This is a genomic window from Mycobacterium sp. ST-F2, assembly GCF_001905655.1.
Taxonomy (GTDB): domain Bacteria; phylum Actinomycetota; class Actinomycetes; order Mycobacteriales; family Mycobacteriaceae; genus Mycobacterium.
On the sequence record NZ_JMHT01000003.1, the window covers coordinates 19,474 to 43,714 of the forward strand.

The window sequence follows — 24,241 nt, forward strand, 5'->3', positions numbered from 1 at the left end:
TCGCTAGCGGCGGCTGGCCCGCCGGTTGGCCTTTTCGATGGCCTGCACCAGTTCAGCTTTGTTCATGGTGGAGCGGCCCCGGATGTCCAGCCGGCGCGCGACGTCCATGAGATGTTTCTTCGTGGCCTGGGTGTCGACGCCCTCGGCGGACTTGCCGCGGGCGTTGGGGCCGCCGCTGCGAGCCCGCTCGTCCGACGGCCCTTTGTGGTCTTTCTTCTCCCAGTGGTCGCCGACCTTCTCGTAGCTGTGCTTCAGCGCTGAGTACGCGACCCGGTGGGCGCGTTCACCTTCGCCGTATTCCTCGGCGGCCGAGTCGTGCGCTTTCGCGAAGGTGCGTTGCGCCTTGGGACTCGACTTCTGCAGTGTGCTGGGCAGCTCGCTCTTCTTGGCCTGCCCCTTCTTGGTGGTCTTCGGCATCGTGATCCTCCTCAATTGGTGTCGGAATCGTTGTCCACGACGGGGAAGAACGAGGCGTCTTGCTCGGCTTCCGGTGCCACCGGGCCACCGAGCACATCCGGCTCCTCGGCCGCCAGCTTGTCGTCGAGGGATTCACCCTCTTCTGCCTCGTCTTCGGTCAGCCCGAATTGATCTGCGCCATACCAGTCTTCGGGCGGTTCGACGGTTTGATCACCGTCGCGGTTGTGTAGTTCATCGGAGTCGGTGGACTCGCTCGGGGTGAGCATGTGATCGTCATCCGGCTCGGAGTGCGGGTGGCGTGGCATGGACGTCAGGCCGGCACCGCTTCGGTCTCACGGTTCCACGTCCGATGCCGCTGGATCGTGTCGATGAAGGCCTCGATGAACAGCTCGTCGAGCGAGCCGCCGTGCGATGTCGTCGTGACAACGCCTCTGTCCGTGCGCGTTTCGGACAGGCCGGCCGATTCGGGATTGATGCCCGCGGCGCGGAGCAGGCCGATGCCTGCGCCGAACGCGGCAATCGGTTTGAGATGCTTGTAGGCCTCGCCGACGAAGTGGATCGCCGAACCGTCTTGTGCAAGTTGCTCAACGGAGTCCAGCGCTCCGGGGATCAGCACGGCATCGTAGAGCGACGACGAGGTGGTGTTGAGGCCGAGATCCACCGCGAGTTCCTGGCCGGTGTCGGTCGTGACGGCTCCACCACCGATGAGGCTGACGATGTCGACCCGCGCGCCGAGTTCTCGCAGCGCCGCGGCGGTGCGCTCGGTGCCCCGCAGGTCGACTCCGTCGCCCGCCAGGACGGCGATCCGGCGGCTGACGATGGAGTTGGTCGCGGTGTTCATCTGCGACAGCGCCGGCGACGAGGCCACCCGGTCGGGGACGGCGACCTCATCCGGCGCCAGTAACCCGAGCTTGGCGGCGACCCGCTCGGCGAGTTCGTGGTCGATCATGTTGAGCTGTGCGATGACTCGTGGCCGGATGCCGGTCTCGGGTCCGACCTTGCCGAGTTCGAACGAGAACGCGGCGACGATATGATCCTGCTCGGCGGTCGACATACTGAGCCAGAACATCCGGGGCTGGCTGTAGTGGTCCTTGAAACTCTCTGCGCGGCTGCGGATCTTGTGGCCGTCGACGCGTTCGGTGTAGTGCCGGAAGGCGTTCTCGTCGGTGAGTGCGGGACAGCCACCGCCGAGGTTGTTCTTGAGGTAACTCGTCGTGCCCACAGGGATGGTGTGCTGGCCGTAGCCGTCGCGCTGATTGTTGGTGACTTCCGCGACGGGCCGGTTGATCGGTAGCTGCGCGAAATTCGGCCCACCCAGCCGGATCAGCTGGGTGTCGAGGTACGAGAAGTTGCGGAACTGCAGCAACGGATCGTTGGTGAAGTCGATGCCCGGCACCAGATTTGCGGTGTGAAAAGCGACCTGCTCGGTCTCGGCGAAGAAGTTGTCGGGGTTGCGGTCGAGTACCATCCGGCCGACGGGGATGACCGGAACACGTTCCTCTGGAACAAGTTTGGTCGAGTCGAGCAGATCGAACGGGAAGGCGAACTCATCAGACTCGGGGATCAGCTGAACACCCAGCTCCCATTCGGGGAATTGCCCGGCTGCGATGGCTTCCCAGAGGTCGCGGCGATTGAAGTCCGGATCTTTACCGGCGATCTGCTGGCATTCCTCCCAAAGTAGGGAATGCACACCGAGTTTCGGCTTCCAGTGGAACTTCACGAACACCCCGTCGCCATTGGCGTTCACCAGGCGGAAGGTGTGTACCCCGAACCCTTCCATCATCCGGTAACTGCGCGGCAGGGCCCGATCGGACATCAACCACATGATCGCGTGGAGGGTCTCCGGCTGCAGCGACACGAAGTCCCACAGCGTGTTGTGGGCCGAGGCCGCCTGTGGAATCTCATTGTGCGGCTCTGGTTTCACCGCGTGCACGAAGTCGGGAAACTTGATGCCGTCCTGGATGAAGAAGACGGGAAAGTTGTTGCCGACGAGGTCGTAGTTGCCTTCTTCGGTGTAGAACTTGGTGGCGAAGCCGCGCACGTCCCGCACCGTGTCGGCGGAGCCGCGGGACCCCGCGACGGTGGAGAAGCGGACGAACACCGGTGTGCGTCGGCCCGGTGTGGTCAGGAATTTTGCCGTGGTGAAGTCGGCCAGGGAATCGTCATACGGCTCGAAAAACCCGTAGCCACCCGCGCCGCGGGCGTGGACCACCCGCTCGGGGATGCGTTCGTGGTCGAAGTGGGTGATCTTTTCGCGCGCATGAAAGTCTTCCAGCAGCGTCGGACCGCGCTCACCCGCGGTGAGTGCGTCGTCGGTGTGAGGAACTCGCACCCCTTGCTGGGTGGTCAGGTAACCGGCGCCGTTGTCGATCCGCGCTGCGGCGAGTTGCTCCTGCTTCTGATTCGATGTGTCGTTCACCGTGGTTCCTCTCCTGGGGACTCTCGGTGAGGGGTACCCGCCGCGCTCGCCGACAAACGCGGGGTACACCGGGCCGCATTCAGAGCGCTGTCGGGTACTCGGATGCGGCTACGTCCTGCTGCGAGGCGGGGGTGACGTTCTTGATGAAGTCGCCGATGTAGCCGATGGCCCGCCGGCCTTCGGGCAGGATGGCGGCAGCGAGCGGGAAATCGTGAATCTGCCCGTCCCACATATGAAGATCGCACTGGGCGCCGGCGTCGGTCAGCCGCTCGTACATGAGCTCCGCGTCGTGCCGGAGGAACTCGTCGCTGCTGACATGGATCGTCACCGGCGGCATCCGGCGCAGATCCGCGTCGACGGGTGAGGCGATGGGATGCCCGGACGGGTTCTTCTCGCCGTGCGCGGCGACGTAGCGCATGAACGACGTCATCGCGCGGGCCGTGAACATCGCGCACCGGTCCTTGCGTCCCGGGGATTTGTCGCGGGGGTTGAGCGTCGTCAACGGCGAGATGGCCGCCACTCCGGCGGTGGGTGGGTGACCTTGCCGTAGCAGTTCGGCGGCCGTCTGCAGCGCCAGGTATCCGCCGGCGGAATCTCCGGCCACCACGATGTCGGACCACCGGTATCCGCGGCGCAGCAGCCACCGGAGTCCGTCCGCCGCATCGGACAGCGCAGCTGACAGCCCGTGATCGGGCAACATGCGGTAGCCGACGTTCAGCACTTCGGCGTCGGCACTGCGGGACAGTTGTGCGGCGAGTGATCGATGCGTATTGAGGCCGCAGGTCAGGAACGCGCCGCCGTGCAGGTAGAGAATGGCCCGGCGGGCGGATGAGCCGGCGGTACCGATCAATTCGGCCGGACAGGCCGGTAGGCGCACGCGACTGACCCTCGCCGAACGCGGCAGCGGAGCGAGCGCGGCGACCTGGTCGATAAATGTGAAGGGCCAGTGCAGATTCGGTTGCAGCGCCCACATGCGGACGGCGTTCTTCACCAATACCCGGCAGGCGGCGTCGATGGCCACAGACTGTGGGCTGCGTCGACGATGGCGGTGCCGGACGCCCTTGCGGCGTCCTCGTCGTACTCCCTGGCCATTCCGGGTATTTCGCATTGTGATCAACTCCTGGCACTGAAATACCCGCGGCAAAATTTGGTCAAACGTTGCGCCAGAGAAGGTTTCCGATCGGCGCAGAGCAGGTATGTCGGTAGTGCCGGATTGTGCAATCGGAATCAAGCATGTTTGGAGGAATATGGAACGCTACTGCGCGGACGCCGAGCGCCAAGGCGACACCGAACTCATCGATCTGTTCAAGAGGGCGCAGAAGGAAAGCCGCAAGGGCGCGGAGCAAGGAAAAGCACTGCTGGCGCAGCGGATCTGAATTCTAATAAATAGAGGAGAAACACAGTGGGAGAGAACAAGAGTGGCCCTGAAGAGGGCATCAAGGGCACCGTCGAAGGTGTCAAGGGGAAGCTGAAGGAAGCGGCAGGCAGCGTCGTCGGCCGGGATGACCTGGTCCGTGAGGGCCAGGCCCAGCAGGACAAGGCCGAGGCCGAGCGTGACGCAGCCAAGCGAGAGGCGCAGGCCGAGTCGGCCCGTGCCGGAGCGAAGGCCGCAGAGAAGCGCCAACAACAGAATCAGTAGCTCGAGCAGCCCGACCTCCTCAACCGTGGGGGAGGTCGGGCTGTTCCTTGTCGAAAACTATTGTGCGCGAGCAGTATCGCTGCGTCCGGTGTTCTGCATCACCAGGGGCACCAACACCCAGAATGTCGTGAAGCCGGCCAGGCCGATGCCGCCGGCGACCCAGCCCGCCAGTTGCCCGGCGACGGTCCCGAAGATCAATTCCGTGACGCCGGTCAGGGCTATGCCGAGCAGAAGAAGGCCGAAAAAGGCGCAGCGGTGTGCTGCGGCGACGATGAGCGACATGCGTCGTTGTCGAAACAGGATGCGGTGCATGCCAACTGGCGCGATCAGCAGAATCGTCGATGCGACCGAGAAAGCGACAGTCGCCAGATAGACGGTGCGGTTCTGGGTGTCCAGCGCGCTGAATCGTTGTTGGAAAGGCAATGTCAGCAGGAAGCCGGTGAGCAGCTGCACACCGGTTTGTGCCACCCGGAGTTCCTGCAACAGACTCGACCAGTTCCGGTCCAGCCGCTCGATCTGGGTTTCGTGACGGGCCATCCGGTCCCATCGCTGGTCGGATGGTCCCTCGTCACCCTGCACGCCTGTCACCGGACACATCACTCTTGCGGCGAACTTTTTCGGTACCGGCGACAGCGATGCGATCGTCAGGTCCCGAACCCTCCGTGATGTCGGCGGGAGCGACGACGTCGATCTGCGGGCTGGCGGTCATTTCTGGCGCCTTGCCTCTCAAGGAGTTTCGAAGGTGAACGTCAGGATGACGAACCCGGTGATCAGTAGCGCCCAGGCGACCAGAGGTACGACGATGCCGGAGCGTTTGCGCGCCGTCACGAACGACAGCGCAATGGCCACGACGGCAACCACGGGCGCTCCGTACTCGATCAGCCCGAAAACGAATGGGCTCGGGCCCAGCTTGGCGCAGGTGCGCTCGGAACAGCCCGCGGTCGCCAGGACCTGGGCGTACTGATACAGGATGATGGCGAAGGCGCCCGGCACGGTGAGGGCGGCGAGCACCCAGTTGACGATGGTGCGTCGCCCGCTTCCGGTTTGTTGCGCGTCTGCGTCGTGTTGCGCGATCGCTCCGGCCTGGACCTCGGACATCGGCACCTCCCGGTGGTGTTCGGCATGTACTGCTTGTCGTACCCGGTGGCTGGGCGCCCAAACGCGCGTTTCGCCCTGTGCGCATCGGGTACGTCGCCAGCACCGCGGCACATGCCGAGATCACTTCTGGAGGCGATATGACGACGACCGTTGGGGACTATCTGCTGGAGCGGCTGAGGCAATGGCACGTTCGTCATGTGTTCGCCTATCCGGGTGATGGCATCAACGGAATCATCGCGGCGTTCGGCCGGAGTGAGGACGAGCCGCAATTCATTCAAACTCGCCATGAGGAGATGGCCGCGTTCGCCGCCACGGGTTACGCCAAGTTCGGTGGCGCGGTCGGTGTGTGCATGGCGACATCCGGTCCGGGTGCCATCCACCTACTGAACGGGCTGTACGACGCCAAGCTCGATCGCGTGCCCGTGGTGGCGATCGTGGGGCAGACGGCCCGTAGCGCGATGGGCGGCAGCTATCAGCAGGAAGTCGACCTGCAGAGCCTCTACAAGGATGTCGCCGGCGAGTATCTGGTCGAGGTCAACGTCGCCAACCAGTTGCCCAACGCGCTCGATCGGGCGATCCGCATCGCACTGGCCAGGCGTGCCCCCACGGCCCTGGTGATCCCGTCCGACGTGCAGGAGCAGCCCTACGAGGCGCCCGAGCATGAGTTCAAGCAGGTGCCCTCGAGCGATCCGCAGTACGTACCGCCCGCGGTGTACCCGCAGAACGAGCTGATCCGCCAGGCGGCCGACGTACTCAATGCCGGTGCGCGCGTGGCGATTCTGGTCGGCCAGGGCGCCCGTGGTGCTGCCGATCAGGTGCGGGAACTCGCGGACAGGACGGGCGCCGGAGTGGCCAAGGCGCTGTTGGGCAAGGACGTGCTGCCCGACGATCTGCCGTATGTCACCGGGTCCATCGGGCTGCTGGGCTCGCGGCCCAGCTACGAGATGATGCGCGACTGCGACACGCTGCTGATCATCGGATCGAACTTCCCATACAGCCAGTTCCTACCGAAGTTCGGCCAGGCCCGGGCCATCCAGATCGACATCGACGGGACCGCGATCGGGATGCGTTACCCCACCGAGGTCAACATCGTCGCCGACGCGAGTGCGGCGCTGGTCGCGCTGCTGCCGCTGGTGGTGGCGAAACCGGACCGGAGGTGGCGAGACACCATCGAGCACAACATCTCTCGGTGGTGGGAGTCCGTCGAACGCCAGTGCATGTTGTCCGCTCGACCCGTGAATCCGATGCGGATCGCGTGGGAGCTGTCGCGGCGCATCCCGCCGAACGCCATCGTGACCGCGGACTCGGGTTCGTCCACCAACTGGTATGCGCGGTGCCTGAAGTTCCGTGAGGGTATGCGTGGCTCGCTGTCCGGCACGCTCGCCACGATGGGCCCCGGGGTGCCGTATGCGATCGGGGCGAAGTTCGTGCACCCGGACCGGCCCGTGGTCGCGCTGGTGGGCGACGGTGCGATGCAGATGAACGGGATGGCGGAGCTGCTGACCATCAAGCGCTACCAGTCGCAGTGGTCGGATCCCCGACTGGTGGTGTGCGTCTTCCACAACGGTGATCTCAATCAGGTCACATGGGAGCTCAGGGCAATGGGCGGAGCGCCGAAATTCCCACCGTCGCAGTCGCTTCCCGACGTTTCGTATGCCGAGATCGCGTGTGCCATGGGTCTGGAGGGTATCGCGGTCGACCAACCCGACCGGATCGGTGAGGCCTGGGACCGGGCGCTGGCCGCCGACCATCCGGTGGTGCTGGACATCCGGTGTGATCCCGAAGTGCCGCCCATCCCGCCGCATGCCACCTACGAGCAGATCAAGGATATGACCGCGGCAATTCTCAAAGGTGACCCGGGTGGCTGGCATCTGGTGTACCAGGGGATGAAAACAAAAGCACAGGAGTACATTCCGGGCTGAAGGGTTGGTGCTGCAAGCGGGCTTCGCAAACACATGTCGCCATTGCGCTGGTCGTGAAGTGTCGTGGCGTGTAGTGTGAGATGCACGACGCTGTTACAGCGTGGCCGCTTAAACAAAAGCGGCAATAGTCGAGGACTGCTTGCTCGGCGCGCGAATTCGGTCCAGAGCGGGGCCTCAATTCCCGGGATTCGCCGATTGCGGTCATAGTCGACTTCGGCAGATTGCCATTCCGCCTGCAAGGCGGAAGTCAGCACGTCACTGATTCACCGTGTCCTCGTAATTGTCTATGCCGTAGCTCGGTGGCCTCCTGCGTGCTGTGAACCCCTGGAGGGTTTCGCATGTCAATTTCTTTGGTAGAAAACGATCTCCCTGGCGTGGACGCGTCTGCGGAGGCCGGCCCGGCAGCGTCGGATGAATACGCAGACGTGGTCATGATGGTTGCGGTGTTACGTCAATTACCGCCCGATTCGGCCGCCTATGCCCGTCAGCTCGAGCCCATCGTGCTGCGGTGCTGCCCACTGGCCGACCGGGTGGCACGGCATTTCGACCGCCGAGGTGAGAATCTCGAGGATCTGACCCAGGTGGCCCGGGTCGGTCTGCTGCAGGCGGTGAACAGATTCGATCCGACCCGAGGATCGAGGTTTGTCGCGTATGCGCTTCCGACGATGATGGGGGAGCTGCGCCGATACTTTCGCGATTACGGTTGGAAAGTGCACGTGCCCAGGAGAATTCGCGATCGGCAACATGATATTGCCTGTGCCACAGCATATTTGACGAATGACCTGAAGAGGGCGCCTACCATCGAGGAGCTGGCCGAGGAGTTGGACCTCGACCGTGGTGAGGTGGTGGAGAGCATCGTGGCAGCCAAGGCCTATCAACCACAATCGCTGGACGTGAACGTCACCGATGATGACTCGCGTGCTCAAGTGCTCGGGGACTCACTCGGTGATATGGATGCCGGTTTCGACCGCGTCACCGATCGCGAATCGGTGCGGTCGCTGCTGGCTGCGCTGCCGCAACGGGAGCAGAAGGTGCTCTATCTCCGGTACTTCGGGGCCATGACGCAGCGGCAGATCGCCGATTCGATCGGGGTCTCGCAGATGCATGTCTCACGGATACTGGACCGCACTTTGCGGGAGTTGCGAACTCAGGTGGGGTGCGCCTGATCGTCGCAGGGGTGCGGGCTGTCGGCGGCAGAGCGGGTCTGCCGCCGATGGCTGGTGTCGCACCACGGATAGGTTTTGCTGCGCTGGCAGCAACAGATGGCCACCACGAACCGGTCCGAACAGAAGAGTCTGCCGTCGTCGAGTTCGACCTCGACGGGGCCTTGGATCAACATCGGGCCGCGGGGCACGATTCGCACGGTTCTCCGGGCGGGACTCACGGCTTCACCGCCTTGATGGCGACCAGTTCTTCTGCGCGTCGTCCGGGCATCAAGCGACCGGTCTCCTCCAACCAGCCTGCGCGAGCGCTCATCACAGGCCCGAATGCGATGGTTCTGCGCGCCACCACACTGACCGCGAGGCCGCCGTGACGCAACGCCGTGACGCTGGTCGAGACGTCGGCGAACTCTGACTGGACGATGAGTGCCGTGCCGCCGGTCTTGAGCAGCGATGGCATTGCGGCGCAGAGCGGATCGAGTATCAGTCGGCCATCGGGACCGGCGTTGAAGGACATTGGCGGACCACCGGCGCCGACGATCACCGGCTCGCGGTTCGCGGGCTCCGGCACGTACGGCGGGTTACACAGCACCAGGTCGAACGGCTCGAGTTCCAGGGCCGTCGACCAGGAACCGAGCCGCGCATCGATCGGGCAACAGGCGAGTCGGGCATTGGCACGGGCCGCCGCGATGGCGGCGGGCGACGTATCGAAGGCGACCACACTGTCTGCGCCGGCATCAGACGCAGCAATCGCTGCCACCCCGCTGCCGGTGCACAGGTCTGCGACGCGCATCCCCGCCGGGTGACAGCAGCGGTGCATGGTCTCGATCAGCAGTCGCGAATCATGTTGCGGCAGATAGACAGTCGCGCACTCAGGTGAGATGTCGGAGCTCAGCATCGGGCTTCCTCTCTGGTTCAATCCCTGGCGATATAACCGCTATGTGGCACGGGCAAACGCGTCGAATCGGTAACGCCGCACGACGTGGACGGTTTTGACGCCGGCCGGAAAGGGTACGAACCGTCAATGCCGGGTCACGGTGACAACCAAAGGACGGTGATCCGAGAGTTCCACCTCTGGGGTTGCGTGGCGGACTGCGGCCAGCTGCCGATCATCGGTGAGAAGGTGGTCCAGCTGCTGACCCGGTGCCTCCGCAGGGAAGGTGTCGGCACAGGCCAGTGGACGCATGCCCGACCAGCGCCCTGCCGGGCGCGCCGACATGTTCAAGTCGCCGGCGATCACGTGCGGCCCCGGCAGGGCACGGACCGCGCGGGCCAGCCGCCGCAGTTGATGCCGATTCCAGCCGGGGACGAACGACAGATGGGTGCCGGCGATGGTCATGGCGCCCAACGGGGTATCCAACCGCGCGAGGACAGCAGCCCGAGGTTCCTCGTGCACGATCATCACCTTTCCGGGGACCGGCAGATACATCGGAAACCGCACCGGTATCCGGGGCAGCCGCAGTACCTGCCAGCTGGTCGCCGGATAGCGCGAGAGCAGCGAGATGCCGTACGCCGCCGATTCGGGCTGTTCTTCACCGGTGGCGGCGATCCAGGTGGCGCCGGGCGTTCCGGTGATGGCAGCGACGAACCGGTGCGAGACCGCGTTCATCACATCGGCCGCGATGGCGGTCAGATCCGCTCGGCCCGAACGCGATTGATCGAAATCCACTTCCTGCAGCGCCAGGATGTCCGGGTCGAGGGCGCTGATACTGCGCCGAAGTCTGTCGAGATGGACGCCGTCCCCGACGGTGCGGCCGTGCAGGATGTTGAAGGTCGCGAGTCGCATCGAAGTCATGCCGGAGCGTTACCCCCGTTGGCCCGCTTTGATTGCGGGGTTTGTCATGCTCCCTGACCGCGCGACTCTGCGCGAGGCACTGCGCGCCGCGGCATGCGCTTTCAAGGCGAACAATCAGAGTTTCGCCCTTGCCGGCAGCTACGCCCTGTGGGTCCACGGCGCACCGGAGCCCGATCACGATGTCGATTTCGTCGTTCCCGAGCAGGACACAGAGTCGGCAGTGGAGATTCTGGCGCAGAACGGATTTGACATCGAACGGCCGCCCGAGGACTGGCTGTTCAAAGCGCACCGTGACCGCGCTGTCGTCGACGTGCTGCACCGCGTCAACGGGGCGCCCGCGGACTCCGGCTTGCTGGCTGCGGCGGTGGTGCGCGATGTGCTGGCAATCTCGATGCCGGTGCTGCCTCCCGACACTGTCGTCCTCCAGAAGCTGCTGACCCTTGGAGAACATCATTGCGACTTCGCCATGCTGCTGCCCGCAGTGCGTGCGGTCCGCGAGCAACTCGACTGGCCGCGCATTCGGGAGGCCGCAGCCGGCAATGACTTCGCCATGGCCTTTCTCGAGCTGGCGGCGCGCCTCGGGCTGGAAAACCGCTGACGGCGGCGTTTTTCTTGCGCGTTAGTTTGCCATCACGCGCCCATGGGTACTTCTTTCAATGAGACCAGGGTGGTCTATGTAGGAGGAGCCATGTTGCGAGGAAGCGTGGGCGTCATCGTGGTGGTCTGGCTGCTGGTCGGCGTACTGGCGGCCTGGCAACGCGACTATTTCCGCGGCGGCGACACCAGCTGCGGCTCGGCAGGGCGTATCGCGCTGACCGTGATAGCCGGGCCGTTGAACTACGCCGGGGTCAATCCGAAGGTCGTCGATTGCCGACTGCCACAACCAAGTTCGATGCGGGCAACCGCGTGAGATAAGGAAACATCATCATGATTGCTTTGGGAGTAGTCCTGCTCATCCTGGGCTTCGTCTTCAACGTGTATCTGCTGTGGGTCCTGGGCATCGTGCTCGTCGTGGTGGGCGCGGTGTTCTGGATCCTCGGGGCGGGCGGCCATGCCGTTGCCGGACGTCGTTACTGGTATTGACGCGACGCGTGAGGGGCGAAAGCCCGGGCCTCAGGCCCGGGCTTTCGCCTTCTTTGCCTGCTCTCGCGCAGTGTCGGCCAACTCCGAGGCGCGTGCGCTGGCTTTCCGGTACGCGGATTCCGCATAGGGAGCGGCCTTTTCCAAGCCGTCTCCCACGGTGTCGGCCAACTCCGAGGCGCGTGCGCTGGCTTTCCGGTAGGCGGATTCCGCATACGGGGCGGCCTTCTCCAGCCCGCCTTCCAGCTTCTCGCGCGCGACGCCGGCGAGTTCACGGCCGTGCTCGAGCGCGACTTCTGTCCGGGACGGCACGGTCGACGAGAGAGCCTCGGCCGCCCGCTGAGCGGCCCGCCGTCCCCGCCAGCCGAGCGATGGCTTTCCGGCGGTGTCCGCCGAGGCGAGGATCAGACCGCCGAGCAGGCTGACGTCAGCCAGGAACCCCCGGCGTTTGGCGGCTTTGGCATCGGGGTCGTCCTCGGTCCAGAACATGTGGTTACCCAGGTTTGCGGGAATCACCGTCGCCGCGAGCACTGCCGAGGCCACGCGCGGAATGCGGCCGGTGGCCAGCAACAGCCCACCGGCGACCTGGGCAGCCGCAGTCGCTTGCGCCACGGCGACCGCGTTGGCGGGCACGTTGCGGGCCACGGGATCCGGCATGTCCTTCAGCCCGTCGAGCGCGGGGCGTACGGCCTCAGCGCCGGAGTCGGTGTTCAACAAGGTTTCGACGCCCTGTCCGATGAACGCGGTGGCCAGAAGCGGACGGGCGATCCTACGAATGATCATGGGGCAGGGATTCCCGTGCAGCACTGACCCAAACATCACCCCGGCATCGTCTCGCCGCCGAGGGGCGCCAGCACCTCACCGCTGTAATACGACGACAGTTGGTTGGCGGCGAAGAAGACGTACGACGGCGCGATCTCGTCCGGCTGGGCCGGCCGCTCGAACGGCGCGTTGCCGCCGAAGGACTCGACCTTGTTCTGCGGCATGGTGGCCGGGATGAGCGGCGTCCAGACCGGTCCGGGGGCAACACAGTTCACCCGGATGTGGCGTTTGGCCAGGGACTGGGCCAGCGCATAGGTGAACGCGATGACGGCGCCCTTCGTGGCCGAATAGTCGATCAGCGACGCATTGCCGCGCAGCCCGTTCACCGACGCCGTGTTGATGATTGCGGCGCCGTCGGGGAGATGAGCCAAGGCGGCCTTGGTCACCTGGAAGTAACTGTCGATGTTCACGGCGAACGTCCGTCGCCACTGCTCGTCGGTGATATCGGTGAGTTCCTCTGCAGGCGCCTGGTATGCGGCGTTGTTGACGACGATGTCGAGCCCGCCGAGTTCGGCGAGGGTGCGCGCCACCACCTCTCGGCAATGCGCGGGCTCGCCGAGATCACCGGGGAACAGCGCGCACGTCTGGCCGGCCGCGCCCACGATGCTCGCGGTGTGGATCGCATCGTCGTGCTCCTCGAGGTAGGCGATGGCGACGTCTGCACCCTCCTTGGCGAACGCCGCGGCCACCGCGCGTCCGATGCCGGAGTCACCGCCGGTGATGAGGGCCCGGCGACCTGTCAGCAGCCCGCGGCCGACGTAATCGCGCATCTCGTCGTGCGGCTGTTCTGCCATGTCGGCGGTGTGCCCGGGATAGGGGATCGGGGTGTCCATATCAGGCATCGCGTCCGAAATCGTCTTCGTCGGCGTCGATTTCGACGTCCGCGGTCTGCTCCAACCAGTCGTGCGGCGCGGCCTCCGGGGGCGGGTTGTCGCGGCCGGTGACGGCGGCCTCGTCGTCGGGTACCTGTTCGCGAACGTCGCGTGACTGTTCGGCGGCATCGGCGTCGGGGACAGCGTCCGGAAACTGTTCTGGTGTCATGTCAGAGCGGATACCCGCCCCGCACGCCGGAAAACGCCGCGGTGCGTCCGCAGTCAGCTCGTCGGTGGGGTCCGCGGCTCACCGGGGTGAGCCTGGAGGAATTCGAGTTCGCGTTGGCGGATGCGGCGGTGCCGGACGAAGAGCCAGGCGCCACCTCCGACGGCCAGCACGGCCGCGATCACCAGGGTCACGCCGCCGGTACCGGGTTGGCCGCCGGCGAAGAAGTACAGGCTCACAACCAGGGTGGCCACCGCGAGCGCAACAGCCACCAGGCCCGGAGCATTCGTGCCGTCCTTGAACGATTCGCCGGCATGCGGCCGGGTGGTGCGAGCATGGTCGACGGGGTCTTTCATGGAATGCCTCCTGGGGATCAGTCCTCGACGTTCTAATGCCCGGTGCAGGGCGGTTCTACACCCGCTGTGCGGCGACTCGCACCGATTTGAGCTCGGGATGTGCGGGGTCCGGCAGGTACAAGCCCGCCGCTGGCCAGCACGTCATCCCAAAACTGTTGTGCGCCCAGAGCATCCAGTACGCGGGCATCGGTACACGTGAGCCGCGGCGCAAACCGGGTTTAGCGGGCCACACCTGCGGGTATCGGGGAGGTCTCATGTGCACAGAAGAACTTGTTCAGCCTTTGCTACCGGACCCCCGCGGTCCCGTGTCCAGTGTCGTCATCGGACTGCTGGGCGAGCGCCTGCCCACACAGTATCTGGCGCGGATACAGTTGCCGCTCGCGAATGCCGACCCCTTTGGCCTCGACCTGCAGTTGGCGCTGTATGTCTGCTACGAACTGCACTACCGCGGCTTCGCCGGCACCGACGAAAAGTGGGAATGGAACCCCGCCCTCCTCGATGTTCGTCATCGCATCGAGGAGCGGTTCCTGGCCGCCGTGAGAGAGCTCGTCGGCCCCATCAGTCCGGACAGCACGGCGCACGCCGAGCTGGCTCGCTGCGACACCGAGCCTGTCGATGATTCGAGTCTGTCTGTCTATCTACAAGATCAGGCGACGTGGCCGCAGATGCAGGAGTAGTTCGTGCATCGCTCGCTGTACCACCTCAAGGAAGCCGACCCGCAGTCGTGGATCATTCCGCGGCTGACCGGTCGGGCGAAAGCCGCGTTCGTGGCGGTGGAATACGACGAATACGGCGGCCGTGGCGGGTACGCGTCCATGCACCAGCGGCTGTTCGCCGATCTGCTCGATGCCGCGGGTCTGCGCAGCGACTATTTGCACTACCTCGGCAATGCGACGGGCAGCACCCTGGCCGCGGTGAATCTCATGTCGATGTTCGGTCTGCACCGCCACCTGCGTGGCGCGGCCGTCGGGCATTTCGCCGCAACCGAACTGACCTCCTCGCCGGGATCGCACCGAATAGTCAAGGGCCTCAAGAGACTTGGCGCTCCGCGACCCTGCGTCGACTTCTATCGGGAACACGTCGAGGCCGACGCGGTTCACGAACAAGTGGTCCGCAAGGACGTCGTGGCAGACCTGGTGTCGCGCGAGCCCGGCCTGGAACGGGACATCGTTTTCGGTATTCGCGCCTTCGACGCGATCGAGGGACGGCTCGCCGATCACATGCTGTCCAGCTGGGCGGCAGGGTGCCCGTCGCTGCAGCACTGGCCCGTTTGACCGCCGGCGCACCGGGTAATCGGTGAGGGACGCGCTCACGGCCCGAGCGCGTCTGACGTTCTCACAGGAGGAAATATGGCTTCACACGCCCTCAAATCCCCGTCTGATGTGATCGATCTCCTCACTGATCAGCACGAGCAGATCAAGTCACTGTTCACCGAGACCCTGGTGCTGGCCGGCGACGAGAGAGCGAGGTCGTTCCGGGATCTGCGCCGGCTCCTCGCGGTGCACGAAACCGCCGAGGAGGAGATCGTGCACCCGCGGGCGAAGCAGAAGCTGCCCGGTGGCGAGAAGGTCGTCGATGCCAGGCTGGAAGAGGAGCACGAGGCGAAAAAGCTACTCGCCGAACTGGAGTCGCTCGACGTCGACAGCAAGGAGTTCACCGGCAAGCTGACGAAACTCCGCGACGCCGTGATCGCGCACGCCGAGCACGAGGAGGCGGAGGAGTTCGCCAAGCTCGGAACCGAGCTGTCGCAGCAGGAGCTCGAGCGTATGGGCGAGATCGCCAAACTCGCGGAGGCAGTCGCGCCGACCCGGCCACATCCCGGCGTGGAGTCCCCGGCCGCGAACCTCATCGTCGGACCGTTCGCCGCGATGCTCGACCGTGTGCGGGACGTGATCTCGAGCGTCCGCTGAGTCCGATGATCCAGCTGCTGCAGGAACTGTTGTGGGCGTACGGACCCTGTGGCCAGGAGGACGCCGTCCGTGAGATCTGCCTGCGCGAGCTGGCGCCGGTGGTCGACAGCGCCTGGGTCGACAAGGCCGGCAACGTGGTGGGGCGGGTGTCCTCGTCGGCGCGCGACGAGGAGCACTCGCCCATCCGCGTGATGGCTCACATGGACGAACTGTCGATGCTCGTCAAGCGAATTCAGCCGGACGGCAGAGTGCGGTTGACTCCGCTGGGCACGATGTACCCCGCGAACTTCGGCCTCGGACCCGTGCTGATGCTTGGTGACCGGGAACACGTATGAGGTGTCCTCACAGTGGGATCCGAACACACCACCCAGGAAAGTCCGCAGATCTGGCAGACCAAACCCGACGGTGGTGACCGGGCGCTGAACTGGTCGGATGTGTACGTGTTCACGGGCCGCACACCGGACCAGTTGGCCGAAGCCGGCATCCGTCCCGGCGCTCGCGTGTGCGTGCACCGAAGCAAGCGGGAACTCGTCGAGATCGATGACTATCTCGGGTCCTATTTCATGGATGACAGAGCACTGCTGGTGGTGCTCCTGTCTGCCGCGCGCGAGTTGCGCCAACGGCCGGAAAGACCGCCCCAGGACGTGTATTTCGTGTGCACGGTCAGTGAGGAGGTCGGCGGCCTCGGTGGCTCGTACGCCAGCCGGGCCCTGCCTGGTGAGTTGACCCTGGCACTCGAGGTCGGCCCGACCGAAGCCGAGTACGGCACCACCGTCACAGGTGGGCCCATCGTCGGCTACAGCGACGCGCAGTGCGTCTACGACAAGGGCGTCGCGGACCGGCTGGTGGACGTGGCGACCGAGTTGGGCACCGATCCGCAGCCGGCGGTCCTGGGCGCGTTCGAATCCGATGCGTCGCATGCCAAGTCGAACGGGCACACGGCCGCGGCCGGGTTGCTGTGCCTGCCCACGCTGAGCACTCACGGGTACGAGGTGGTGCCGCGCGATGGCATCGGTGCGATGTCAGACGTGTTGGTGGAGTTCCTGATGCAGCCGGTGCCGTTTGCCGAGGGCACGTCCCGGGTAAACAGGGCTGCACCACGAAAGGACGCGTCATGACCGTCTCCGAAAATCCCGACCCGGACGTGATGCCGTCCGGCGTGTCCGACAAAGTGTCCATGTTCGACCGGTTCGCCACCACCACGGCCGAAATCGTTTCCCGGGCCTGGTTCTTCCTGGCGTGCGTGCTGCTGGTGATCGTGTGGGCGCCGACTTTCGCCCTCATGACCGTCGATACCTGGCAGCTGGTCATCAACACGATCACGACGATCATCACGTTCCTGTTGGTCGCTCTGCTGCAGAACACCCAGAGGCGTTCCGATGACGCGATTCAGCACAAACTCAACGCCATCGCCGACGCACTGGCAGATTTGATGCACCACCAGGGCGATGAGAACGACGGCATCCGCGACGACGAGAAAGAACTGCGGGAGGCCGTCGGACTCGAAGAACGGGAAAGCACCGGCTGACCATGAACGCCGTCAAACCGGGTGCCCGGGCGATGGACGCCATCATCGGTTGGGCCGGTTCGCTGCGCATCAGCGTCGCTGTTTTCGTGGCGGTCGCCGCAGCCCTGCTGGCCGGCATCGTCACACGCTTCCCGCCCTGGTGGCAAACCGCCGTCTATGCCACCAACGCGCTGGTTGCCCTGGTGATGCTCTTCGTCATTCAGCACACCACCAACCGTCAGACCGGCGCGATACTGCTCAAGCTCGATGAACTCATCGTCACCTCGTCGACAGCCCGCGACGACGTCATCGACGCCGAACGCCGGGACACCGCCGAACAAGAGAAATTGCACGACCGCCTGCACCACTGATGGTCAACGGCCCACATGCGACTCGGTGCGCATCCGTTCGGTCATGTGTGGGTAATGCAGTTCGAAAGCCGGCCGTTCCGAACGGATTCGGGGCAGCTCGGTGAAGTTGTGCCGCGGTGGCGGGCAGGTCGTGGCCCACTCGAGTGAGTTGCCGTGGCCCCACGGGTCGTCGACGACGACGGGCTCGCCGTAGCGCCAGCTCTTGAACACGTTCCAGACGAACGGGAGCACCGACAGCGCCAGGATGAACGACCCGATGGTGGAGACCAGATTGAGGGTGTCGAAGCCGTCGCCGGGCAGGTAGTCGGCGTAGCGGCGCGGCATGCCCGCATCGCCCAGCCAGTGCTGCACGAGGAACGTGGTGTGGAAGCCGATGAAGGTCAGCCAGAAGTGCAGCTTGCCCAGGCGCTCGTCGAGCAGACGGCCCGTCATCTTCGGGAACCAGAAGTACATGCCGGCGTACGTGGCGAACACGATGGTGCCGAACAGCACGTAATGGAAGTGCGCCACAACGAAATACGAGTCCGTGACGTGGAAATCGAGCGGCGGGCTGGCCAACAGGACACCCGAAAGTCCACCCAACAGGAAGGTGACGAGGAAGCCCACCGAGAACAGCATCGGCGTCTCGAACGTCAACTGCCCCTTCCACATGGTGCCGATCCAATTCCAGAATTTGATACCGGTCGGGACCGCGATCAGGAACGTCATGAACGAGAAGAACGGCAGCAGCACGGCACCCGTGGCGAACATGTGGTGCGCCCACACCGCGACCGACAGCACGGTGATGGCCCACGTGGCGTAAACCAGTGTGGTGTAACCGAATATTGGCTTACGGGAGAACACCGGGATGATCTCGGTGACGATGCCGAAGAACGGCAGCGCCACGATGTAGACCTCGGGGTGGCCGAAGAACCAGAACAGGTGTTGCCACAGGATCGCGCCGCCGTTGGCCGCGTCGTAGATGTGCGCGCCCAGGTGGCGCTGTGCGAGCAGACCGAACAGGGCCGCGGTCAGGATCGGGAAGGCAAGCAGGATCAGCACGCCGGTGGCGACGATGTTCCAGGTGAAGATGGGCATGCGGAACATGGTCATCCCGGGGCAGCGCATGCAGACCACCGTGGTGATCATGTTGACCGCACCGAGGATGGTGCCGAGGCCCGAGACGATCAGGCCCACCGCCCACAGGTCCCCACCGGACCCCGGCGAGCGGATGGCGTCGGACAGCGGGGTATAGCCCGTCCACCCGAAATCCGCTGCGCCGCCGGGTACGACGAATCCGGCCAGCACCACCAGTCCGCCGAACAGGAACAGCCAGAACGACAGCGCGTTGAGCCGGGGGAAGGCGACGTCCGGTGCGCCGATCTGCAAGGGCAGCACCAGATTCGCGAAACCGAAGACCACAGGGGTCGCGTACAGCAGCAGCATCAAGGTGCCGTGCACGGTGAACAGCTGGTTGTACTGCTCGTTGGACAGGAACTGCAGGCCGGGCATGGCAAGCTCGGTGCGCATCAGCAAAGCCATGATCCCGGCGCTGAAGAAGAACGCGAACGACGCCGCCAGGTACATCTGGCCGATCACCTTGTGGTCGGTCGTGCTGACGAGTCCGTACAGGACAGCGCCCAAACTCTTGCGGCGCGCCGGGAACGGCCGCTGCGGCGTCAACGGCACTTCGACAGCAGTCACCCCGGGGCGGTACCCGGGGCGCACTGGTCCTAAACGGTGTTTGCCCGCGATGCCGTAGGGGTAGAGGCAACCAATGAGCGAATTCACCATTCCAGGGCTTTCCGAAGAGCAGAGCAGCCGGATCCGAGAGCTGTTGCAAATTCAACTGAGCACGTACAACGACTTGCATCTGACGCTCAAGCACGTGCATTGGAATGTCGTGGGGCCCAATTTCATTGGCGTGCACGAGATGATCGATCCGCAGGTCGAGCTGGTGCGGGGTTACGCGGATCAAACCGCCGAGCGCATCGCGGCGCTCGGCGCGTCGCCCGACGGTACGCCGGGGGCGATTCTCAAACATCGCACCTGGGACGACTACTCGATCGGCCGCGACACCGCGCAAGCGCACCTCGCGGCACTCGACCTGGTCTATGACGGCGTCATCAAGGACGCGCGCAAGGCCATCGAAGAACTCGACGAGCTCGATCTGGTCACTCAGGACATGCTGATCGGTCAGGTCGCCGAACTGGAGAAGTTCCAGTGGTTCGTCCGTGCCCACCTGGAATCCGCCGGGGGCGAGTTGGTCACCGGCGGCGCGCACACCGAGCGCCAGGCGGCGGCTCAGGCGTAGGCCGACTCCTGGAATTCCGGCAGTACGTCGCGCTCCCAGGCATCGAAGAACCCGTCCATGTCGGGGCCGATCTGCTGGACGTAGATCTCGTCGACACCGGCATCGACGTACTTACGCACCTGTGCGACGTGGGCGTCGATGTCGGGTCCGCACACGATCGCATCCGTCACGGCTTCACGCGCCACCAGGCTCGCGGCGGAGGCGAAATCCGTTGGGCGGGGCAGAATCTGATTGAGTTGTCCGGGTAGCTGGTCGGTGGCCCACAGGCGGTGCGCCGTGTCGGCCGCGAACTTCGCGTCCAGATCCCAACACACCTTCATCCCGGCCTGTACTGGCCTACGCCCGCCGCCGGCCTCGCGGAAGAGCGCCACCAGGTCGGCGTCGGGCATGGTGATGCAGTACCCGTCGCCGATCCGCCCGGCCAGCCGGGTTGCCTGCGGGCCGAACCCCGATATGTAGATCGGTATGCGGTACTCCGGGAGGGTGTAGATGCGCGCGTCCTGGACGCGGTAGTAGCGCCCGTCATGGTTCACCACTTCGCCGCGGTGCAGCGTCCTGATGAGCGACACCGCCTCCGCGAGCCGGTCCAGACGTTCTCCGGCCGACGGCCAGGCGTCGCCCAGGATGTGTTCGTTGAGGGCTTCGCCGCTGCCCACACCCAGCCGGAAGCCGCCGCGCAGCTGAACAGCGGCGGTGGCGGCCGCTTGCGCGATGATCGCAGGATGCATCCGGAACGTCGGGCAGGTGACGGCCGTGGTCACCGGCAAGGCCGTCACCTCGGACAGCGCGCCCAGAACGCCCCAGACAAAAGGACTCTGGCCTTGTTCGTCGTGCCACGGATGGAAATGGTCTGACACCCACAGGCCGTGGAAGCCGGCTTCCTCGGCACGTCGGGCCTGAGCGATCAGGTCGTGCGGGTCGAACTGTTCACAGCAGAGGAAGTAGCCGATATGCGTCATGTGGGACTCGTACCCGGCAAGTTGGGCAGACAATCGCGGAGCGCGTTACGATCATCTCGGCTAAGTGCCGCCCACAACGACATGAGTGAACCTGACGGCGAAATCGCCGACTCCGAATCCTGGGACGTCGCCGCGGTATTCAGCGGCGGCGTTACTCAACATGTCGGCAGTTTTCAATTCAGTCTCGCCGAGCAGCGGTGGATCTGGTCTGCCGAGGTGGCCGGCATGCACGGCTACACGTTGGGGGAGGTGGAGCCCACCACCGAGTTGTTGCTGAGCCACAAGCATCCTGACGACCGGGCGAAAGTCGCCGAGATTCTGGAGCGGGTGCAGACCGGTGGATTGTTCAGCAGTCGGCACCGCATCGTCGATACCGAGGGCAGGATTCACTGGGTCGTGGTGGTCAGTGACCGGATGACCGACGACGACGGTGCGGTCACCGGTACCAAGGGCTACTACATCGACGTCACCGCCGGCATTCAGTCCGATCTCACCGTGGCCATGGCCTCGGTGGTGGAGTCGCGAGCGGTGATTGATCAGGCCAAGGGCATCCTCATGGCGGCCTACGGCATCGATGCCGATCGTGCCTTCGAGATTCTGAAATGGCGTTCGCAGGCCACCCAGGTGAAGCTCCGAACTGTCGCGACCCGGCTGCTGGAGGCCGTGATTCGCGAGGGCCTGGCCTCTGAGACGGTCACGGTGATCGACCATCTGTTGCTCGTCGACGGTCCCCCCGACGGTGACGAGGCTTGACAATCTGTCGAACAATTGTTCGAATTGAGTCATGCGGTGGGACGGGCAGGCGGTCACGCGGGCCGGCGAGGACGGGGCGCTGCCGGGCCTGGAACGCCTCGGACTGGTGCGCAGCATCCGGGTGCCGAAGTTCGACGGCATCACCTTCCATGAGGTGCTGTGCAAGTCGGCTCTGAACAAGGTGCCCGAAGCGTCGAACCTGCCGTTCCGGTACACCGTCAACGCCTACCGCGGCTGCTCGCACGCCTGCCGGTACTGCTTCGCCCGGCCCACGCACGAGTACCTCGACTTCGACTCCGGGAACGACTTCGACCGTGAACTCGTGGTGAAGACGAATGTCGCAGAAGTGTTGCGGCGCGAGCTTTTTCGACGGTCGTGGACGCGCGAAGCGGTCGCGTTGGGCACCAACACCGATCCCTATCAACGGGCCGAGGGTCGCTATGCGCTGATGCCGGGGATCATCGCGGCGCTGACCGATTCGGGGACGCCGTTCTCGATCCTGACCAAAGGCACACTGCTGCGCCGTGACCTGCCGCTGATCGTCGACGCGGGCGATCGGGTCGGGGTCAGCGTCGCGGTGTCGCTGGCCATGCTGGACCCGGACCTGCACCGGTCGGTCGAGCCGGGAACGCCGACGCCGTCCGCCCGGCTGGAGCTCATCTCGGCCATCGCGCGAGCAGGCCTGGACTGCCATGTGATGGTGGCGCCGGTGCTGCCGCACCTGACCGACTCCGTCGATCAGCTGGATGCCCTGTTGTCGCGCATCGCGGCTGCCGGCGCCACGAGTGTGACGGTCTTCGGGTTGCATCTGCGCGGCGCGACCCGGGGCTGGTTCCTGGCGTGGCTGGGCTCGATGTATCCGGAGCTGCTGCCCAGATATCGCGAATTGTACGGGCGCGGTGCGTATCTCGGCCCGGAGTACCGCGAACGGTTGCGTACCCGGGTGGCGCCGCTGATCGCCCGGTATGGACTCGGAGGCGGCGGACACAGACCTGACACCATGCGTACCGCCCCGGCGGCGGTGTCCGCCGGGGCGGTGCAGCCTGCGCTGTTCTGACTCAACCGATGTGCAGCACCGCGGCGCCCGAGATTCGTCCGGCTGCCAGATCGCCCAGGGCGCGGTCCGCCTGATCCAACGGGTAGCCAGGGGCAGTGACGTGGATGTGGTGGTTGCCGGCGAAGGCGAGAAATTCTCGGGCGTCGGCACGGGTATTCGATGCCACCGATCGCACCTGGCGTTCCTGAAACAGGTGCCGCTGGTAGTTCAGCGCCGGGATGTCACTGAGATGGATCCCCGCGATCGCCAGGGTGCCGCCCCGGTCCAGCGCTTCCAACGCCGGCAACACCAGGTCGCCCACCGGGGCGAACAGGATCGCGGCATCCAGCGCGACCGGCGGCCGGTCCGTGGCGCCCTGGGCCGAGGCTGCACCGAGATCTAGAGCGAGTTGTTGCGCTGCCTCGCCGCGCGTCATGACGTGCACCTCGGCACCGCGGGCGAGCGCGACCTGGGCGGTGATGTGTGCGCTGCCGCCGAAACCGTAGATGCCGAGCCGCCCGCCGTCGGGCAGGTCGGCCCGAAGCAGGGACCGGTAGCCGATGATGCCGGCGCACAGCAGCGGGGCCAGTTCGGCATCGGTGTATCCGGCAGGCAAGCGGTGGACGTAATCGGCTGGCGCCGTGACGAATTCGGCGTAGCCGCCGTCGGCGTCCCAGCCTGTGTACAGCGAGTGCGGGCAGAGGTTCTCCGCTCCGCGCAGACAGAACCGGCAGCGTCCGCAGGTGTGCCGAAGCCAGGCCACCCCGACCCGATCGCCGACGACCAGGTCGGTGTCCGTGTGCTCACCGGTTGCCACGACCTCGCCCACGACTTCGTGGCCAGGGGTGACGTGTGGCCGGTGAACCGGCAGGTCGCCTTCGGTGACGTGCAGGTCGGTACGGCACACACCACATGCCCGCACGGCGATGAGCACCTCGCCGGCGCCGGGTTCGGGGATGGCGGTAGTGCCGAACTCGAGCGGGCCGCGGTCGATCGGCGCGGGCGTGCGCACTCGCCAGGCATGCATCGTCATGACCGCTGCAACGCGCGGAGGCAGAACGCGTAGATGCGCTCGCTCCCGATCGGTGCGACGTCGAGTCCGGGCCCGAGTGAGCGCAGTCGCAGGGCCCCGAAGATGGTCTGCATGACCAGTGCCGCGGCGGGTTCGGTTTCGAAGTCGGGATCAAAGGCGCCCGTGGCTTTTCCGCGCTCGATGATGTCGACGATCAGCGCGTGCAGCGGGGTCAGCACGCGCCCATAATCGTCCGGCATGGTCTCGGCCAAGCGATCGTGGTAGAAGGTCAGCCCCCGGTTGATGCATTCCTGGGTGCTGGACGCGGGCGGCACATAGATTCGGTCGACCAGTGCCCGCAGTGCGTCCGTCGGTTCCAGCTGTGCTGCCTCGGCCTGCCACGTGGTGGTGAATTCGGTCAGCATCGCGTCGATCAGCGCCAGCACCAGTTCGTCCTTGGTCGCGAAGTGCTGGTAGAACGCCCGCAATGACGTCTTCGAGCGCTCCACAACCTGGAGCACGGTGAACTCCGTACGACCGGTCTCGCCAAGAATGTCGAGCGCCGAGCGCATGAACTGTGTGGCGCGCGCCTGCGCGTCGGAACCGTTGTCTGCCACCCCGGCGGTTGCCTTCGCCATGGCGAGTGACGTTACC

31 protein-coding genes and 2 pseudogenes are annotated in these 24,241 nt (G+C 65.3%); 15 read left to right on the forward strand and 18 right to left on the reverse strand.

Annotation, left to right across the window (positions count from 1 at the left end; genetic code table 11):
- Positions 1-3 precede the first annotated feature (3 nt).
- The 4 genes from EB75_RS00975 to EB75_RS00990 form a co-directional block, all read right to left on the reverse strand.
- Positions 4-417: a ChaB family protein gene (locus tag EB75_RS00975; protein WP_073693629.1), complete on the reverse strand. Its 414-nt coding sequence runs from the start codon at positions 415-417 to the stop codon at positions 4-6.
- 11 nt (positions 418-428) lie between these two features.
- Positions 429-722, reverse strand: a complete 294-nt coding sequence (locus tag EB75_RS00980) for a hypothetical protein (protein ID WP_073693630.1) — start codon at positions 720-722, stop codon at positions 429-431.
- A gap of 5 nt (positions 723-727) precedes the next feature.
- Positions 728-2,836 (reverse strand): catalase, encoded by a 2,109-nt coding sequence (locus EB75_RS00985; RefSeq protein WP_073693631.1) that lies wholly within the window; start codon positions 2,834-2,836, stop codon positions 728-730.
- A 79-nt stretch (positions 2,837-2,915) separates the two neighbouring features.
- The gene (locus tag EB75_RS00990) at positions 2,916-3,944 is read right to left on the reverse strand and encodes an alpha/beta hydrolase (RefSeq protein WP_083611851.1); all 1,029 of its coding nucleotides are present in this window, start codon (positions 3,942-3,944) and stop codon (positions 2,916-2,918) included.
- Positions 3,945-4,083: 139 nt separating this feature from the next.
- On the opposite strand from EB75_RS00990, the gene EB75_RS29795 reads away from it, so the two are divergent.
- Complete coding sequence (locus tag EB75_RS29795) at positions 4,084-4,212, forward strand: hypothetical protein (RefSeq protein ID WP_286150036.1); 129 nt, start codon at positions 4,084-4,086, stop codon at positions 4,210-4,212.
- A 26-nt stretch (positions 4,213-4,238) separates the two neighbouring features.
- Positions 4,239-4,475 (forward strand): microaggregate-binding protein 1, encoded by a 237-nt coding sequence (gene mbp1 / locus EB75_RS01000; RefSeq protein ID WP_073693634.1) that lies wholly within the window; start codon positions 4,239-4,241, stop codon positions 4,473-4,475.
- A 57-nt stretch (positions 4,476-4,532) separates the two neighbouring features.
- Here the strand turns inward: mbp1 and EB75_RS01005 are convergent, their stop codons facing one another.
- The 3 genes from EB75_RS01005 to EB75_RS01010 are packed head-to-tail and all read right to left on the reverse strand — an operon-like array spanning position 4,533 to position 5,573.
- Positions 4,533-5,072, reverse strand: coding sequence for a DUF6328 family protein (locus tag EB75_RS01005; protein ID WP_073693635.1), 540 nt, complete (start codon positions 5,070-5,072; stop codon positions 4,533-4,535).
- Positions 5,044-5,184 carry a hypothetical protein gene (locus EB75_RS29145; RefSeq protein ID WP_168175957.1) on the reverse strand — a complete coding sequence of 47 codons (141 nt, stop codon included), beginning with the start codon at positions 5,182-5,184 and terminating at the stop codon, positions 5,044-5,046. The genes EB75_RS01005 and EB75_RS29145 overlap by 29 nt, the downstream gene beginning before the upstream one ends.
- A 17-nt stretch (positions 5,185-5,201) precedes the next feature.
- Positions 5,202-5,573 carry a hypothetical protein gene (locus tag EB75_RS01010; RefSeq protein WP_073693732.1) on the reverse strand — a complete coding sequence of 124 codons (372 nt, stop codon included), beginning with the start codon at positions 5,571-5,573 and terminating at the stop codon, positions 5,202-5,204.
- 137 nt (positions 5,574-5,710) lie between these two features.
- On the opposite strand from EB75_RS01010, the gene EB75_RS01015 reads away from it, so the two are divergent.
- Both EB75_RS01015 and EB75_RS01020 read left to right on the forward strand, forming a co-directional pair.
- Entirely contained in the window at positions 5,711-7,495 is a 1,785-nt protein-coding gene (locus tag EB75_RS01015; RefSeq protein WP_073693733.1) for a thiamine pyrophosphate-requiring protein, read from the forward strand.
- A gap of 431 nt (positions 7,496-7,926) precedes the next feature.
- Positions 7,927-8,661 carry a SigB/SigF/SigG family RNA polymerase sigma factor gene (locus EB75_RS01020; RefSeq protein WP_286150042.1) on the forward strand — a complete coding sequence of 245 codons (735 nt, stop codon included), beginning with the start codon at positions 7,927-7,929 and terminating at the stop codon, positions 8,659-8,661.
- Here EB75_RS01020 and EB75_RS01025 read toward each other — a convergent pair.
- The 3 genes from EB75_RS01025 to EB75_RS01035 form a co-directional block, all read right to left on the reverse strand.
- On the reverse strand, positions 8,643-8,858 hold the full coding sequence (locus EB75_RS01025) for a CDGSH iron-sulfur domain-containing protein (protein WP_353651637.1): 216 nt from the start codon (positions 8,856-8,858) through the stop codon (positions 8,643-8,645). The genes EB75_RS01020 and EB75_RS01025 overlap by 19 nt on opposite strands.
- A gap of 17 nt (positions 8,859-8,875) precedes the next feature.
- The gene (locus EB75_RS01030) at positions 8,876-9,553 is read right to left on the reverse strand and encodes a methyltransferase (protein WP_073693638.1); all 678 of its coding nucleotides are present in this window, start codon (positions 9,551-9,553) and stop codon (positions 8,876-8,878) included.
- Positions 9,554-9,676: 123 nt separating this feature from the next.
- The gene (locus EB75_RS01035; protein ID WP_073693734.1) at positions 9,677-10,441 is read right to left on the reverse strand and encodes an endonuclease/exonuclease/phosphatase family protein; all 765 of its coding nucleotides are present in this window, start codon (positions 10,439-10,441) and stop codon (positions 9,677-9,679) included.
- Between the two features lie 55 nt (positions 10,442-10,496).
- Between EB75_RS01035 and EB75_RS01040 the strand changes: the two genes are divergently transcribed.
- The 3 genes from EB75_RS01040 to EB75_RS29150 all read left to right on the forward strand — a co-directional run bounded on the left by EB75_RS01040 (position 10,497) and on the right by EB75_RS29150 (position 11,533).
- The gene (locus EB75_RS01040; protein WP_073693639.1) at positions 10,497-11,048 is read left to right on the forward strand and encodes a nucleotidyltransferase family protein; all 552 of its coding nucleotides are present in this window, start codon (positions 10,497-10,499) and stop codon (positions 11,046-11,048) included.
- A 93-nt stretch (positions 11,049-11,141) separates the two neighbouring features.
- Positions 11,142-11,360 carry a hypothetical protein gene (locus EB75_RS01045; RefSeq protein ID WP_073693735.1) on the forward strand — a complete coding sequence of 73 codons (219 nt, stop codon included), beginning with the start codon at positions 11,142-11,144 and terminating at the stop codon, positions 11,358-11,360.
- Positions 11,361-11,377: 17 nt separating this feature from the next.
- Positions 11,378-11,533 carry a DUF6131 family protein gene (locus EB75_RS29150; RefSeq protein ID WP_168175958.1) on the forward strand — a complete coding sequence of 52 codons (156 nt, stop codon included), beginning with the start codon at positions 11,378-11,380 and terminating at the stop codon, positions 11,531-11,533.
- A gap of 30 nt (positions 11,534-11,563) precedes the next feature.
- Here EB75_RS29150 and EB75_RS01050 read toward each other — a convergent pair whose 3' ends face one another.
- From EB75_RS01050 to EB75_RS01065, 4 genes are read right to left on the reverse strand one after another with little or no spacing between them, the layout of a single operon-like run.
- The gene (locus EB75_RS01050) at positions 11,564-12,313 is read right to left on the reverse strand and encodes a DoxX family protein (protein ID WP_073693640.1); all 750 of its coding nucleotides are present in this window, start codon (positions 12,311-12,313) and stop codon (positions 11,564-11,566) included.
- A 35-nt stretch (positions 12,314-12,348) separates the two neighbouring features.
- A complete protein-coding gene (locus EB75_RS01055) occupies positions 12,349-13,194 on the reverse strand; it encodes an SDR family oxidoreductase (RefSeq protein ID WP_073693641.1) in 846 nt (281 codons plus the stop codon).
- Positions 13,187-13,393 (reverse strand): Rv3202a family protein, encoded by a 207-nt coding sequence (locus EB75_RS01060; protein ID WP_073693642.1) that lies wholly within the window; start codon positions 13,391-13,393, stop codon positions 13,187-13,189. Before EB75_RS01060 ends, EB75_RS01055 begins: the two co-directional genes overlap by 8 nt.
- A 53-nt stretch (positions 13,394-13,446) precedes the next feature.
- The gene (locus tag EB75_RS01065; RefSeq protein ID WP_073693643.1) at positions 13,447-13,746 is read right to left on the reverse strand and encodes an isopeptide-forming domain-containing protein; all 300 of its coding nucleotides are present in this window, start codon (positions 13,744-13,746) and stop codon (positions 13,447-13,449) included.
- A 254-nt stretch (positions 13,747-14,000) separates the two neighbouring features.
- Between EB75_RS01065 and EB75_RS01070 the strand changes: the two are divergent.
- The 5 genes and pseudogenes from EB75_RS01070 (at position 14,001) to EB75_RS01090 (ending at position 17,534) form a co-directional block, all read left to right on the forward strand.
- Positions 14,001-15,020, forward strand: a pseudogene (locus EB75_RS01070) (iron-containing redox enzyme family protein).
- Between the two features lie 75 nt (positions 15,021-15,095).
- Positions 15,096-15,656, forward strand: coding sequence for a hemerythrin domain-containing protein (locus tag EB75_RS01075; RefSeq protein WP_061000705.1), 561 nt, complete (start codon positions 15,096-15,098; stop codon positions 15,654-15,656).
- 5 nt (positions 15,657-15,661) lie between these two features.
- Positions 15,662-16,774, forward strand: a pseudogene (locus EB75_RS01080) (M42 family metallopeptidase).
- Positions 16,771-17,184: a low affinity iron permease family protein gene (locus EB75_RS01085; RefSeq protein WP_061000709.1), complete on the forward strand. Its 414-nt coding sequence runs from the start codon at positions 16,771-16,773 to the stop codon at positions 17,182-17,184. Before EB75_RS01080 ends, EB75_RS01085 begins: the two are co-directional and overlap by 4 nt.
- A 2-nt stretch (positions 17,185-17,186) precedes the next feature.
- Positions 17,187-17,534, forward strand: coding sequence for a low affinity iron permease family protein (locus EB75_RS01090; RefSeq protein ID WP_286150037.1), 348 nt, complete (start codon positions 17,187-17,189; stop codon positions 17,532-17,534).
- Between the two features lie 3 nt (positions 17,535-17,537).
- Here EB75_RS01090 and ctaD read toward each other — a convergent pair whose 3' ends face one another.
- Entirely contained in the window at positions 17,538-19,217 is a 1,680-nt protein-coding gene (ctaD, locus tag EB75_RS01095) for an aa3-type cytochrome oxidase subunit I (RefSeq protein ID WP_073693644.1), read from the reverse strand.
- A 73-nt stretch (positions 19,218-19,290) separates the two neighbouring features.
- Here ctaD and EB75_RS01100 point away from each other — a divergent pair, with 73 nt between their 5' ends.
- On the forward strand, positions 19,291-19,827 hold the full coding sequence (locus EB75_RS01100) for a Dps family protein (RefSeq protein WP_073693645.1): 537 nt from the start codon (positions 19,291-19,293) through the stop codon (positions 19,825-19,827).
- Here the strand turns inward: EB75_RS01100 and EB75_RS01105 are convergent.
- Positions 19,818-20,786, reverse strand: a complete 969-nt coding sequence (locus EB75_RS01105; RefSeq protein ID WP_073693646.1) for a TIGR03557 family F420-dependent LLM class oxidoreductase — start codon at positions 20,784-20,786, stop codon at positions 19,818-19,820. The two genes, EB75_RS01100 and EB75_RS01105, sit on opposite strands and share 10 nt — an antisense overlap.
- An 81-nt stretch (positions 20,787-20,867) precedes the next feature.
- On the opposite strand from EB75_RS01105, the gene EB75_RS01110 reads away from it, so the two are divergent.
- Both EB75_RS01110 and EB75_RS01115 read left to right on the forward strand, forming a co-directional pair.
- Positions 20,868-21,539 (forward strand): PAS and ANTAR domain-containing protein, encoded by a 672-nt coding sequence (locus EB75_RS01110; RefSeq protein ID WP_083611857.1) that lies wholly within the window; start codon positions 20,868-20,870, stop codon positions 21,537-21,539.
- A 31-nt stretch (positions 21,540-21,570) separates the two neighbouring features.
- On the forward strand, positions 21,571-22,596 hold the full coding sequence (locus tag EB75_RS01115) for an Rv2578c family radical SAM protein (protein ID WP_073693647.1): 1,026 nt from the start codon (positions 21,571-21,573) through the stop codon (positions 22,594-22,596).
- Between the two features lies 1 nt (position 22,597).
- On the opposite strand, the gene EB75_RS01120 is transcribed toward EB75_RS01115, so the two are convergent.
- Together EB75_RS01120 and EB75_RS01125 are read right to left on the reverse strand one after the other, a co-directional pair.
- Positions 22,598-23,608, reverse strand: a complete 1,011-nt coding sequence (locus EB75_RS01120) for a zinc-binding alcohol dehydrogenase family protein (protein WP_073693648.1) — start codon at positions 23,606-23,608, stop codon at positions 22,598-22,600.
- On the reverse strand, positions 23,605-24,225 hold the full coding sequence (locus EB75_RS01125) for a TetR/AcrR family transcriptional regulator (protein WP_073693649.1): 621 nt from the start codon (positions 24,223-24,225) through the stop codon (positions 23,605-23,607). Before EB75_RS01125 ends, EB75_RS01120 begins: the two co-directional genes overlap by 4 nt.
- Positions 24,226-24,241: the final 16 nt, after the last annotated feature.